At 43.6% G+C, this 13732-nt stretch carries 12 protein-coding genes and 3 pseudogenes; 1 reads left to right on the top strand and 14 read right to left on the bottom strand.

The window, feature by feature from the left end; translation table 11 throughout:
- Window positions 1–5: 5 nt before the first annotated feature.
- The 5 genes and pseudogenes from argH to JCM19039_RS22135 all read right to left on the bottom strand — a co-directional run bounded on the left by argH (window position 6) and on the right by JCM19039_RS22135 (window position 4687).
- Window positions 6–1384: pseudogene (gene argH, locus JCM19039_RS12420) on the bottom strand (argininosuccinate lyase).
- Window positions 1381–2586, bottom strand: coding sequence for an argininosuccinate synthase (locus JCM19039_RS12425; RefSeq protein WP_042427626.1), 1206 nt, complete (start codon window positions 2584–2586; stop codon window positions 1381–1383). The pseudogene argH and the gene JCM19039_RS12425 overlap by 4 nt, the downstream one beginning before the upstream one ends.
- A 255-nt stretch (window positions 2587–2841) precedes the next feature.
- Entirely contained in the window at window positions 2842–3675 is an 834-nt protein-coding gene (locus JCM19039_RS12430; RefSeq protein ID WP_042427629.1) for an EcsC family protein, read from the bottom strand.
- Between the two features lie 20 nt (window positions 3676–3695).
- Window positions 3696–4205 carry a class I SAM-dependent methyltransferase gene (locus JCM19039_RS22130; RefSeq protein ID WP_052398763.1) on the bottom strand — a complete coding sequence of 170 codons (510 nt, stop codon included), beginning with the start codon at window positions 4203–4205 and terminating at the stop codon, window positions 3696–3698.
- Window positions 4205–4687, bottom strand: coding sequence for a hypothetical protein (locus tag JCM19039_RS22135; protein WP_052398764.1), 483 nt, complete (start codon window positions 4685–4687; stop codon window positions 4205–4207). Before JCM19039_RS22135 ends, JCM19039_RS22130 begins: the two co-directional genes overlap by 1 nt.
- A gap of 221 nt (window positions 4688–4908) precedes the next feature.
- Between JCM19039_RS22135 and JCM19039_RS22140 the strand changes: the two genes are divergently transcribed.
- The gene (locus tag JCM19039_RS22140) at window positions 4909–5535 is read left to right on the top strand and encodes a hypothetical protein (RefSeq protein WP_052363566.1); all 627 of its coding nucleotides are present in this window, start codon (window positions 4909–4911) and stop codon (window positions 5533–5535) included.
- A 574-nt stretch (window positions 5536–6109) separates the two neighbouring features.
- Here the strand turns inward: JCM19039_RS22140 and tpx are convergent.
- From tpx to JCM19039_RS12480, 9 genes and pseudogenes are all read right to left on the bottom strand, one after another.
- Window positions 6110–6615, bottom strand: a pseudogene (gene tpx, locus JCM19039_RS12445) (thiol peroxidase).
- 77 nt (window positions 6616–6692) lie between these two features.
- A pseudogene (ytfJ, locus tag JCM19039_RS12450) lies at window positions 6693–7135 on the bottom strand (GerW family sporulation protein).
- A gap of 6 nt (window positions 7136–7141) precedes the next feature.
- Window positions 7142–7819, bottom strand: a complete 678-nt coding sequence (locus JCM19039_RS12455; RefSeq protein ID WP_193744230.1) for a DUF2953 domain-containing protein — start codon at window positions 7817–7819, stop codon at window positions 7142–7144.
- A 210-nt stretch (window positions 7820–8029) separates the two neighbouring features.
- Complete coding sequence (locus JCM19039_RS12460; RefSeq protein WP_081834496.1) at window positions 8030–8596, bottom strand: RDD family protein; 567 nt, start codon at window positions 8594–8596, stop codon at window positions 8030–8032.
- Between the two features lie 15 nt (window positions 8597–8611).
- Window positions 8612–9604, bottom strand: coding sequence for a signal peptide peptidase SppA (gene sppA, locus JCM19039_RS12465; protein WP_042427635.1), 993 nt, complete (start codon window positions 9602–9604; stop codon window positions 8612–8614).
- A gap of 14 nt (window positions 9605–9618) precedes the next feature.
- The gene (locus JCM19039_RS26560) at window positions 9619–10305 is read right to left on the bottom strand and encodes an amidohydrolase family protein (RefSeq protein WP_052398765.1); all 687 of its coding nucleotides are present in this window, start codon (window positions 10303–10305) and stop codon (window positions 9619–9621) included.
- Complete coding sequence (locus JCM19039_RS26565) at window positions 10302–11222, bottom strand: amidohydrolase (protein WP_052398766.1); 921 nt, start codon at window positions 11220–11222, stop codon at window positions 10302–10304. The genes JCM19039_RS26560 and JCM19039_RS26565 overlap by 4 nt, the downstream gene beginning before the upstream one ends.
- A 74-nt stretch (window positions 11223–11296) precedes the next feature.
- On the bottom strand, window positions 11297–12499 hold the full coding sequence (gene thiI / locus JCM19039_RS12475; protein ID WP_042427639.1) for a tRNA uracil 4-sulfurtransferase ThiI: 1203 nt from the start codon (window positions 12497–12499) through the stop codon (window positions 11297–11299).
- Window positions 12496–13650, bottom strand: a complete 1155-nt coding sequence (locus JCM19039_RS12480) for a cysteine desulfurase family protein (RefSeq protein ID WP_042427641.1) — start codon at window positions 13648–13650, stop codon at window positions 12496–12498. The genes thiI and JCM19039_RS12480 overlap by 4 nt, the downstream gene beginning before the upstream one ends.
- Window positions 13651–13732 lie beyond the last annotated feature (82 nt).

Here is a 13732-nt window from a genome sequence, read left to right on the forward strand (position 1 = left end):
TCGTTTTATTTTAAGCCTAACTCTTTTTTATGAGCGGCAATCGCCTCGCGTACAACAGTAAATCCTGTTCCGCCCTCACTCGTTCTTCTTGCAACCGCCTCGTAAGGATCAAGAGCCGTATAAATACCTTGCTCAAACAACTCACTCATGCTTTGGAACGTCTCTAATGGCAACTGATTGAGAACAATTCCTTGCTGAATGCATTGCAATACGAGTTTGCCAACAATTTCATGAGCTTCTCGAAACGGCATGCCTTTGTTTGCAAGATAATCTGCAAGCTCGGTTGCATTCGAGAAATCTGAATTGGTCGCTCGTTCTGTTTCGTCTGTGTTTACAATCATTGAGTCAATCATGCCTGTAAAAATCTTTAACGACCCTTTCACCGTCTTCACAGTGTCAAAGATCCCCTCTTTATCTTCTTGCATATCTTTGTTATATGCGAGTGGCAGACCTTTTAACGTTGTAAGCATAGACAGTAAGCTTCCGTACACTCGTCCTGTTTTCCCACGAACGAGTTCTGCCATATCTGGGTTTTTCTTCTGTGGCATAATGCTACTTCCCGTCGCAAACGTATCGTCCAATTCAACAAAATTGAACTCTTGGCTCGACCAAAGAATAATCTCTTCTGAAAATCTTGATAAGTGCATCATAATCGTTGAAGCAATGCTAAGAAACTCGATTAAATAGTCCCGATCACTCACCGCATCCATACTATTCGTATACACGTCGTCAAAACCTAATGCTTTTGCCGTTTGTTGACGATTAATATGAAATGTTGTTCCTGCAAGGGCGCCGGCGCCAAGTGGCGAAATGTTTACACGCTTTAAACTGTCGACCAACTTCCCTTCATCCCGACTAAACATCGATACATACGCTAATAAATGATGCGCAAATGAGACGGGTTGGGCACGTTGCAGATGCGTGTAACCTGGGATTAAAGTCTCAACGTGTTTCTCCGCTTGCGCGACCAACACTTGTTGCAACTCCTGAACCATTTCGATCAATTCATGCGTTTCATTTCTAACATACAAATGCATGTCTGTCGCCACTTGGTCGTTTCGACTTCTTGCGGTATGTAGCTTACCGGCAACGTCTCCGATCTCGTCTCTTAATAATTTCTCGATATTCATGTGAATGTCTTCATATTTCACATCAAAGACAAGCTCGCCTTTTTCCGCTTTCTCTTTTAAAACTGTGAGCCCTTTTTGTATCTGCTCTTCGTCTTCTTTAGAAATGATTTGGCAAGAGGAAAGCATGGCCGCATGTGCCATGCTCCCTTCCAAATCTTGAAAAACCAACTGTTGATCAAAGCCGATGGAAGCTCCAAATTCATCTACCCAGCTTCTGCTTCTTTTGTAAATCGTCCACCCCAAAGCTTCGTCATACGTTCACACCGTTCTTTACCACTTGACTGTGAACTTTCGTCGGTAAGCCCCAAAGCTTTGTGAAACCAACGGCTGCGTTATGATCAAACTCATCTTCGGACGTATACGTTGCCAATTTCTCATCGTAAAGTGAGAACGGAGATTGGCGTCCTTCAACGATTGCATGGCCTTTAAATAGTTTCACGCGTACTTTCCCAGTAACATTCTTTTGCGTTTCGTCTAAAAACGCAAGCAATGCCGGACGCAATGATGAAAACCAAAGACCTTGATAGATAAGCTCTGTCAATTGCTTAGACACGACCGGTTTGAAGTGAGCGACTTCACGTGGCAATGTGAGATCTTCTAGCTCTTTATGAGCCGTTAGCAACGTTGTCGCTCCCGGTGTTTCATAGACTTCTCTTGATTTAATGCCAACGAGGCGGTTTTCCACGTGGTCAATCCGACCGACACCATGTTTTCCCGCTATTTTATTCAACTGCATAATTAATTCATCTAGCTCATACGCTTGATTGTCAATCGCTACAGGTTTTCCAGCTTGGAATTCTATTTCAATAATATCTGGTTGATCGGGTGTATCTTCTAATGGCTTCGTTAAGTCATAAGCCCCTTCAGGCGGTGTCGCCCAAGGGTCTTCAAGAATGCCACATTCATTGCTTCTTCCCCAAAGGTTCTGGTCAATAGAATATGGATTTTCAAGGTCAACAGGAACGGGAATGTTATGCTGTTTTGCATATTCAATCTCTTCGTCACGTGACCAACCCCATTCACGCACTGGGGCAATGACATCAAAGTCAGGATTAAGCGCTTGAATGGAAACTTCAAAGCGGACTTGGTCATTTCCTTTCCCAGTACACCCGTGCGCAATCGTTCCAGCGCCTGTCTGCTCAGCAATTTCCACAAGTTTCTTAGCAATTAATGGTCTTGATAATGCAGAAACGAGCGGATATTTATCTTCGTACATTGCGCGCGCCTGTAAAGCAGGAAGTACAAACTCTTCTGCGAATTCTTTCTTTGCATCAATCGTATATGACTGGGTTGCCCCAACATCAATCGCTTTTTGTTTAACCGTCTCTAGGTCTTTGCCTTCCCCAACATCTAGACCAACAGCAATAACTTCATATCCTTGATCCATCAACCAACGAACGGCAACGGATGTATCCAAACCACCTGAGTATGCTAATACAACTTTTTGTTTATTCATTGTTTACAAGAGAAGTAAGCGTATCACTTCTCTTGTTCACCTCCTTATACGAGAATTCGCTTTTATTTTTATTCATATCGGGTTAGTAAACATGCAAAACTGTTTGTTTTTTATTCTACTCATACTGTATCATCACGTGCGAAATAACTCAATACTTATACATACATTTTTATAAAAATGTACAAAACAAAAAGCGAAACCCTAATTAATTAAGGTTTCGCTTTTTGTAATTACATATTAATTTGCATAATCAAATCAATCAACCATGTCTTCTAAATACCGTTTTTCATAATAATGGGCACTGATATCCGACACTTGCCGACTGAACTGATAATTACTCATCGCTCCTAAGAAAATGCCCGCAACCGGTATTCCTTGCACCATTTTCTTACGTAGCATCGTAATGAGTGCCAACTTTCCAATTTGCCGGAGAGGCTGTTGTAACCATTCGGCCGTAATGACTTCTTCTTTACCGTCATAAAACACAGGGAAACTGGTGGCGAGTCGTTCTTTCTCATGTTGAAGCTCGATCCAGGCTGCGCGTTGTAACTTCCGGGGCAATGTTGCGGTATGGAATGCTTTCAGCGCAATCATCATTTCCGCAGGATGCCGCAAATCATAACCAAATGACATCGCAGACAATTGCACAGTTCGCAAATTAATCGCCAACATTAATGGAAGATCTGCCGCTAGTAGCATCGGCCCTCCTAAGCCCGTGAGTCCACCTTGACCAAAAGAGATAAGTCGTTGCTTCGCTGTACTTTGTTCGAGTAAAAAGCGATTTTGTTCATAGCGCAAATGTTTTAAGTCAGCGATTTCTTGAACACGGTCGTCAAACACACGTGCCGTTGTGAGCATACGCTGTTCCGTGTCATGCTGCGTGTTGGAATTAAGAATGAGTGTCTGTGTATAAAAAACAAACCGATCTAATAAATCAATAAGCCGCTTTTCATACCGCTCTGGTAATCTTTTTTTTGTATCTAGCACCCATGGCTCTGAAGTGGTAGCGGCACTCGATGATTGTTGAAAATATAAACGTTCCCAATCTGATATAGCGAGCAGTCTTTCTGATCGTTGATCTTGATCCATATCATTTGTCCTCCCGGATATTAGCGGCTGAAATGCTTCAAAAACCAATCATTAATACGCGTCATCATGTCAGAAAGTGCATCAGCACGTTGAAATGAAGGGAGCTCAGCAAGTAGTGCTTGGGACGGCGCCGTTACTCCCGGTCCCTTCTTTTGAATCATCCATATACTCTTTTGGTGCTTTTCTGCTTTAAACATCGAAACCGGTAACTGCAACATGCCAAGCGTAATCGCTTCTCGTTTCATGAAGGCGCGAAAATTCTCAGAGTGGTCTCTCGAAAACATGTCATTCGGAATGAGATACAGCCCAATACCACCAAGCTTTAGAGACTTCAAACTGTTCTCTATAAGCGCATACTCTGCGGGCATCCGTGCATCGTCAGGTTTCGATTCAAATGATTCGACGACATCGTCGTTTGTATAAATGCCGATAGGCAAGTCAGAAAGGATCAGATCTACGTCTGGGATGCCTTGTTCACGTACACTGTCCATCTGTAACAGTTCTAAGTCATATTGTTGAAGATTCGACATCACATACGCAAGGTTGATGAGCGACTCATCGACTTCAGCCCAATGCCTTTTTCAATATTGTCCGTATGGTTCATAACCGCAGTTAGCAAGTTCCCTGTACCGACTGCAGGATCATAAACCGTCACTTTTTGATCAGCTCCTATGAGGCGCTGAATAAGGTATGATGAAAACACTGCGATCCCATCAGGAGTCATTGCATGGTGTGGTTGCACCGACTGTTTCATGCCTTTAATAATCGCTAGTTGAAACGCTTTTCTCACCGTTTCTTTCTCTATGCTCGTATCATGTACTTGCTTGAATAAGGCATCCATATTATCCATCGCCCCATCAGAAAGCGGTTCTTGGAGAATTTCTCCTCGAAACAAATTCTCTCCTGTTTGGGCCAACGCTTCAAGGTACTGACCGTGGCCTTCTTCGGTTAAGATTTCTGTCATTGTATCTAGTGTATGAAATAATTGATCTACATCTAATTGTCGTTTCATTACGCCACCTCAAATCTGTCTCACTCGATTCTAGCATGACCCGGCACTCTTTCTCCAGTTCAGTTCCACAAACCGAACATTTTTCCGAAACCATTCATACGATATCTCATCTTGCAACTCGGTGGAAACTGTGACAAGATAATATCTTGTACAACACTCGATGTCGCTTTGACTCGAACGTCGTTTACTCATGAAATATACTCACGTAAGAGGTGTTCACAATGCTTAGGTCGAATAAAGTTCGTCATCTAATTTTAGGTACTATGAAATCTTCAAAATCTGCACATCTCATTATGAATGGTCACCAACTAGACGAACAAGGCAAACGCGTCCTGACTCTAAAGCCTGAAACAGACTTACGGGACGGAGCCTTTGTGTCTTCCCGCGCGCTACATACAAAACGACCTGCTACCGTCATTCCAAAATATGACGACGGAACACTTCTTTTATCCACAATTGAGTCGTTTCAACCCGATGTTGTTCTTGTTGACGAACTTCAGTTTTTTACAGATGAACAAGTAGAAGCGTTATCTGCTGCCTCCATTGCGTATGATTCAACAATTCAAGCATACGGACTGATGATATCATACACAGGAATGATGTTTGAACCTGTCAAACGAGCAATGGAATGCGGATTTACCATTCACCATCTGTCGATGCCTTGTGTGCATTGCTCACAAGACGCGACGCATCATTTGCTCTATTTAGATGGGCAGCTTCAAACGAGCGGCTCTCCAATAAATGTTGAAGACTTTGGCAATGCTTCCCAAGTATACGAATCTGTTTGCTACGAGTGTTACTCCCTTACGACGAACCCTGCCCACGAACGCGTTCAACATTCCAAATAAAATCCCCACCCCCGAAATTGGGTGGGGATTTTATTTGTGGACGATCGATATAGAATGAACGTAAATTTTTTCTCATTTGCGCTGTTGGTTGTTGCTTTCCTTTACAAGCAGAAGCTTTTTCTTTAGAGCATAAGGGCGACACGATTTACGTTTTTACCTACTGGCTAAGGTGTGCGAAAAGAAGTCCAAATGCCCCATATATTCATTACTGTGACACTTGAGAAAGAAAAATCCTGATTTTAAGCGTGAATCCGCACATAAACGGAGTCAACGGTCACAAAGCGCGATATATGTGACCGTTGAGGGCCGAAAGTGCCCGGTTTGAGGGCTGAATTGTCACATAAGTGCCAGGTGGTAAACATCAATCACGTCTTTTTACCCTTCGGCAAAGAGCGATGTCGATCCTATCATTGAAATTCTGAAGTTCAACTTGTATAAAATTCTCATAAAATTATCGTCTTTCCTGCTACGCCGATGATGTTAACATTTCTGTTTAGCCCCACAACCAAAAACTTTATGACTTCACAATAAAAATCCGAGCAAGAAGTCAAAACTTCCTGCTCGGATTTTCTATTTAGGCATCGACCGTTTGCTTCACCGCATGTAACGCCTTTTCATAATCAGGATGTTCAGTGCCTTCTTTTACATATTCCTTGTACGTAATAACACCGTTACAATCAAGGACGAATACAGAGCGAGCTAATAATCGTAATTCCTTCATGCCAACACCGAAGCTTTCTGCAAACGAAAAGTCTCGGTGGTCTGACAGCATCGTTAGATTCTCTACACCCGCTGCTGCACACCAACGCTTTTGTGCAAATGGCAGATCGGCGCTAATCGTAAGTACGTGCACCCCTTGTAATTGGGCAACTTCTTCATTGAAACGCTTCGTTTGCTGTTCACAAACACCGGTGTCAATAGATGGAATCACACTCATGCTACAACTTGCCCTCGATAGTCTTCTAATGACTTCTCTTCAAGACTTGCATTTAAGACTGTAAAGTTTGGCGCTTGTTCGCCAACGCTTACTTCTTCACCGATTAATGTCATCGGGTTGCCTTTAAAGGTAACTTTTGCCATGATTATTGCTGCCTCCTTTAATCTACTAACTACTATTAGTGTAATGGGTTAGAAGGCAACAATCAACGAATCGTACTTTAAATGGGTGGTTCTTGATCCTTGTGCGTATGTGTGATAACTTCCGTCTGGTTTTTCGTCTTCGGATCATCCGATAGTAGATCCTTAATTTTTTCAACCACTTGCGGAGTCAACTCCAACAATTTCTCATAAAAGTGTGTCTGGTTATTAAGGTGAATCATTTTCACACCGTGATTACCGACAATAAGAAATGCAACTGGAGTAATGGAAACACCCCCACCGCTCCCCCCACCGAATGGATGGCGCTCCTCTTCATCAACGACACGATTTAGCGTGATTTCACTTCCACCTGCTGCAAAGCCGAACCCGACTTTTGAAACTGGAAGAATAACGCTTCCATCAGGTGATTCTACAGGATCTCCAATAATCGTATTGACGTCGACCATTTCTTTAATATTTTCCATGGCTGTTTTCATAAGCCTTGGATTGGATGTTCAGACATTGTAAGTTAAGCCCCTCTCTTTATTGATTGCACGTCAGAATATACGGTGTGTGTGCTCCTCTTCCTATGCTTTAGCACTCGTAAGACCATAAGAACAGCGTGCCCGACCTGAAAGCGGAGTATGCACGTAAATTCGGTGTGAAATACCGCCGCTTGATAAAATGGCAATACATTCATTTTTGGCATTTGCTTTAGTTTCATTCGATTTGAGAAAAAAGAAATCACGGTCGTTTTTACTGTCCATATCATTCCCGTCATCGTTCCTGTCGTGGCAGCATCGCCAGTACCTAACTGGGTTTTCCATTGGATTTCATGAACGTTAACCGTCGCCATAAACTTTTGTACAATTACATAAAAACCCTTGACTTTGCGTAAGAAAGCTCGTGACGCTTCCCATTGATGTAACAAATCCCTCGGCGTCTCTTCTTCGATTTGCGATTGTTCTGAAGGTTTGAACCAATGATCTTCGTTCTTTTTAAACTTTACCGATAGTTCCTCATCATCCCATTCTACGTTCGGGACGCTCCACGTCTTACTCATCCACCCTTTCAGAAGGGAGAGGCGAATGACGCCTTCGGCATGTAAGTTTGCCTGCATATAGTGAACATGAATTGAAATTTTCATACACCAGAGAGCTGATACGATAATAATAAACAAAACGATGGCAATCACCAGATAGAGCATGTTTGACCACATCTTTCCCGTCTCTTTGTCATCAGTATAGACAAACCATCCAAACCTTAAACGGTACACGAGTGTGTGGTAACCCTTCAGCCATGGATATATAAATGGTGACCTCTATGCCACGTTCACTAACAGATTCGTTTCTTTTAGCTACACGCTTGACATCATACAAAACGACTTCCTTTTCGGAAGTCGGTTTTTGTATTCTTATTATGCTTCAACGCGATCTTCATCGTCTTCTTGATCATCTTCACGAATCGGTTCAACATCACGAACGACTCTCGTATCTGCCAACAGGTCATGTACACCCGCTTTTTGAGGGTGAAAACCGACAACGACGTACATAATGTTCGTGATGACGAGCACACGATGAATCATTCTTCCTGGTACTTCTCGTGTGAATACCTCTCCCCATGTTGGCTTTGTAAGACCGACAGACACGACGCGCAACCCAAAGGCCATCTTCCCGAGCGTTTGCCCAAAAAACTTTGTCATCAACAGGAAATACACGTAAGCCATAATCGACGTGAGTATTCCATGTACGGTAAAGATCGTTAAAAATTCGGGATTGGCGTCTGATAGGATGAAGATTGGAGAGATCAACAAACCATTTACAGACCCTACAACGATGAGGTCCAATAGGTACGCCCACAAGCGAAGCCAAAAACCACCATACACACTTACTTGATATGTTGAGGGCGGTGCGGTGTGCATCGGTTGCTCATCTTCACGGTGGCGAGATACCCGATTGTCGTTTTCATCATATGGAATTTCCATTTGACCGTCCCTCCTTTATTCTTGGTAGAGATACATGAGCCTTGGTGCACTCGAATGCGTGACGAGCTCTTCTAAATGACTTAATGTAAGGTTATCACCGGATACAGCTTCTGCCATCAACCCCCAGATTGAACCTGTTCCAAAACTATTTGTATAGTGGATAACCGTTGCATCAAGCTCCAACTGTTCTTCCATATGTTCAATGGTATGTTCCAAATCACCTAATCCATCAATGAGCCCATTTTCGAGCGCTTGATTTCCAGTGAAAATTTGACCTTGGGCAAGTTCAAGAACTTCGCTTTCTGGCATATCTCTGCCATCAACAATGACTTCGACAAAATCCTCATACATGTCATCAACCATACTTTGCAAGATGGCTTCCTCATCGTCAGTCATCTCTCGCGTTGGACTACCCATATCTTTATAGTCACCTGACTTGATGACTTCATGGGAAATCCCCCATTCTTCGGCTAACTCAGAGAAATTAATCGAGTCCATAATGACACCTAGTGAACCGGTCATCGTCGCTGGGTGAGCGGCAATGTAATCAGCAGGCGCAGAAATATAGTACCCGCCAGAAGCCGCCATTCCTCCCATAGAAATATACACCGGGGTGTCATACTCCTCTTGGGCTCTTACAACTCGCTCATGGATCGACGCACTTTCAACGACGCCTCCACCAGGTGTATCCACATTAATAACGATGCCGTCCACCATCGTGTCTTCCATCGCGGTTTCTAGCTTTTGTAAAAACGTGCGGTGATTGTAGCCTCCGGATGCGAACAATCCATCGTCTGCACCGGTATCCATAATCATGCCATTAAGGTCTATGACCGCAATTTGTCCATTTGAACCTACTTCCATAATTTCTTGCCTGAAATCTCCGCCGTCCAAATCAATCATATCTGAAAAGCTTGCGGATGCGACAGTCATTGCTAACTGAAACGCACCGGAGATGACGAGTACTAGAGCAGCAATCCCTAAGGCAATCCAACGTTTAACAGTCAAATTCTCTTCCTCCTCTATTTCTCTTGCTTGTTTGCATACACCGTCGTGCCATTAACGATGGTATACACGACATTCGTATTAAGAAGTTCGTCGATGTTATGGAGTTGAAAAGGATCTTGATCGAGAACCGTAAAGTCCGCAGCAAACCCCGGCTGAATTACTCCGTACATATGCGCTTCTCCAGAAGCTTGGCTGCTTCCTGAAGTATACAGAGAAATGGCTTCATAGACAGTGAGTTTCTCACTTGGTATGTAACCCGAATGACGCTCACCTTGTTTGCGTCTTGCAACTGCTGCATGAATCCCTAAAAGTGGATCTGGCGGTTCAATCGGTGCATCTGAGCCACCTGCACAAATGATTTCGTGATCCAATAATGTTTTCCATGCATACGAAACTCGAAGCAATGGCCCGGGTACTGCGTCTTGAATCCAAGGAAAGTCTGATACAGTGAACTGCGGTTGGATATCAAGAACAATGGGCATACCTTGCATCTTTTCAATAAGTGATTGACTCGTAATTTGCAAGTGAATGAGCCGATCTTTTTTCTCACCGACGGGTGGGTGCTTCTTAAGTACGTCTAATGTTTGTGCGAGTGCAGCGTCTCCAATTACATGTACGGCGACCGTCATTCCTAAGTTTCGTGCTTTTTGAACGAGCACCTCTAATTCATGATCTGAATGAATCGGAACCCCTCGGTTCATCCTTCACCTCGATAAGGTTCTGACAACCAAGCAGAATGCCCCCCGAGCGAACCATCTGCAAAGATCTTCATGCTGCTAAATGTTTGCCCATACCAATCTTGGTCTACGCCACCGACGCTATTCGCCCAATCGTCAATGGCTTCATGATGAACGAGATGGTGCACACGAAACTGACGCTCTCGTTTTGTTAATACTGCCCGGTACGTATCCAAAACCGCCTCTGTATTTCCATAGTAAGCGAGATCTTCCGTATGTACGCCTGTCAAACCGAGAGATGTCATCTGCTCATAAGCGAGCGTTAACGCGTCAGTCATACTATCCGAGGTAAAGTTAGGTGTCACAGCATGTATTATATCTTGTGCATTTTCGAGAAGCAAACCATTCAATCCTGTATCGTCGCGACCGATAACACCGCCAGAAGGATCAGGTGTATTTGAATGAACACCCGCAAGCTCAAGCGCTCGACTGTTTACGACCATCGCATGTCGGCATATTCTCGTGATCATTACTGGACGATTTGGGAAATGGGCATCGAGTTCATTCCGGTGAATACTATGCGGCTGTACCCATTCATTCTCATTCCATCCTTCTCCAATAAGCCACTCATGCTGAGGCAATTCTTCTGCTTTACGAATGAGTTTTTCTATCACATCTTCTTTACTTTTTGCATTGCTAAGGTCCAAGCGTTTTAAGGAAAACCCATAACCAAGCATATGTGCATGACTATCTACAAATCCTGGAAACATGACGTGCCCATCGAGATCAATGAGCTCAACTTCTGCTTGTTTAAAGTTATTCATGATTTCACTCGTTGACCCTACCGCTTGAATAACTCCGTCCTTAACAAAAACGGCTTCTTCGATTGAATGTTCAGAAGTCATCGGATATACTTTGCCGTTATAGTAAATGGTTTGCATCGTCAACCTCCTAGAACGTTCACCATCACCCTAAACTAGGCAAGTATATTTAGGATGACGGTGTATGAATGAACTTACAATAATTCCGTGAAATTGTTATCGGTTGGTGAATCACTAGAAATAAGGGATGGTTCTCGGTTGTTAACGGCTTTGTCGACCATCGCATCAATATCGAGTGAGGTTTCAAATTGCAAGGCTTTTTCAAGCTTCGGTTTTGTTTTTGATTGCTCTGGCAAAAAGATCGTACAACAATCTTCATACGGCAAGATGGATGTTTCATACGTCCCAATTTGTTTGGCAATGTCCATCACTTCTATTTTATCCATCGTAATTAACGGACGTAATATTGGGATTTCAGCTGCCTGTTCAATCGTACGAAGACTTTCCAACGTTTGCGAAGCAACTTGACCTAAGCTTTCCCCATTCACTAGCGCAAGTGCACCTTGTTCTGCTGCAATCTTCTCTGTAATTCTTAGCATTATTCTTCTCGTAATCGTCATTGCATAATATGAAGGGATTTGCCGATGAATTTCTTGTTGAACTTCAGTGAAAGGGACGACGTGCAACCGCACTGCGCCTCCATAGAGTGACAGCTGCTTAGCAAGATCAATAACTTTTTGTTTCGCTCGTTCATTTGTGAATGGAGGACTATGAAAATGGACCGCTTCGACGATCGACCCTCTCTTCATCGCGAGGTATCCTGCCACTGGGCTATCAATTCCCCCCGAAAGCATGAGCATAACTTTTCCAGACGTACCTACAGGCAAACCGCCTCTACCTAGGACTTTACCTGCACTAATATATGTGCCGTGCTCACGGACTTCAACGCTAATCTCAACGTCGGGATTATGCACATCAACCGTAATATCGTCTGTGTTTCGTAGCACGTAGGATCCGACTTCGTAGTTAAGTGCTTGTGAGTCAAGTTCTGTTTTCTTAAATGAACGCCTTGCTGACACTTTAAATGTCTTCGCTGTGGTTTCTTCTTTCATTAGTTGCAGCGCAACTTTTTGGATGTCGTGGACGTCATGACTCGTTTTTGCTGCCACTGATAGTGAGATAATGCCGAATATATCTTTCAGTCTAGAAATCACAACATTCGGGTCATCGCCGTTCAGTTCAACAATAAGTCGTCCAAACGTTCGTTTCGCTCGAGATGAGCCAATCTTTCTAAGAACACTGTTGATGTTCCCTTTTAATGCCCGTTCAAATTCATTTCTATTTTTTCCTTTTAAGGCAATTTCTCCATACCTTACAAGTATATGCTCAATGTTCACGATTTCACTTCCTTCATTTCTCTCACCTGTGGAACGATTTGACTCAATGCGGCTTTTAAAGCTTCCAGGTCTGCTTGTGAAGTTTGCCATGACATGCTCACGCGCAACCCCGTCGCTGCTCTTTCGTCTTCTTCACCAAACTGTGCTAGGAGTACTGCGCTTTTGCTCGGTTGTTTGGAAGCACACGCTGATTTTGATGATACGTGAATGTCTTTATTACTGAGGGCTTGGATAAGCACTTCCGGCATTGTCCGCTCGATGGAAACATTCATAATGTGCGGCGCACTTGTTTCTCTCGGGGTATTCACGTGCACCCCTTCTTGAGCGTCAAACCACTCGAATAGTTCCTGTTTCATACGAGCAAGCTTGCTATTTTGTATTTCTTTTTTCTCCATCGCCATACGAGCCGCTTTCGCAAGTGAAGCAATAGCAGGAACATTTTCTGTACCGGCACGCAGTTGGAACTCTTGCCCTCCGCCAAATACAAGTGGCTGGATGTTCACTCCGCTTCTAACGTATAAAAAACCGGTCCCTTTTAAGCCATGAAACTTATGCCCGGATACAGAACAAAGGTCAATGCCCACAGATTGGATGTCGAGATTGACCTTCCCGAACCCTTGGACGTTGTCAACATGAAAACGGATCTTCTCAAACTTCTTCAAGTATTCACCGAACTCTAGAACCGGCTGAATAGCCCCTGTTTCATGATTTACATGCATGACCGATACGAGGATTGTCTCTTCAGTTATTGCCTGCTTTAAGTCCGTTAAAGATACGACGCCTTCTTCGTTTACTGGCAAATACGTCACTGAAAACCCAACCGTCTCTAGATACTCGCACGTCTCAAGTACTGACGGGTGTTCAACAGCCGTTGTGATCAGATGTCGCCCACGCTTTTCTCTCGCCCTTGCGATTCCTTGTATTGCCAAGTTGTTGCTTTCACTGCCACCTGAAGTAAACACAACCTCTGATGGTTGTGCATTCAGCAGTCGAGCGATGGTCCGCCTCGCTTCTCGCAGGAGATTCTCTGCTTCAGAACCTTTTTGGTGTAATGAAGATGGGTTCCCAAAGTAACGTTCGTTAGCCGTTACAAATGTATGAATAACCTCTGGATAAGGTTCTGTCGTTGCACTATTATCTAGATAGATCATTGAGCTTGACACCTCTTGTTTTCAACTGTTCGCTAGCAACGGAATATTATATCATAAATTCACCTGTGTGCCGAGAAGTGGA

It is taken from the genome of Geomicrobium sp. JCM 19039 (assembly GCF_000698145.1).
Classification (GTDB): Bacteria; Bacillota; Bacilli; order Bacillales; family Marinococcaceae; genus Geomicrobium_A.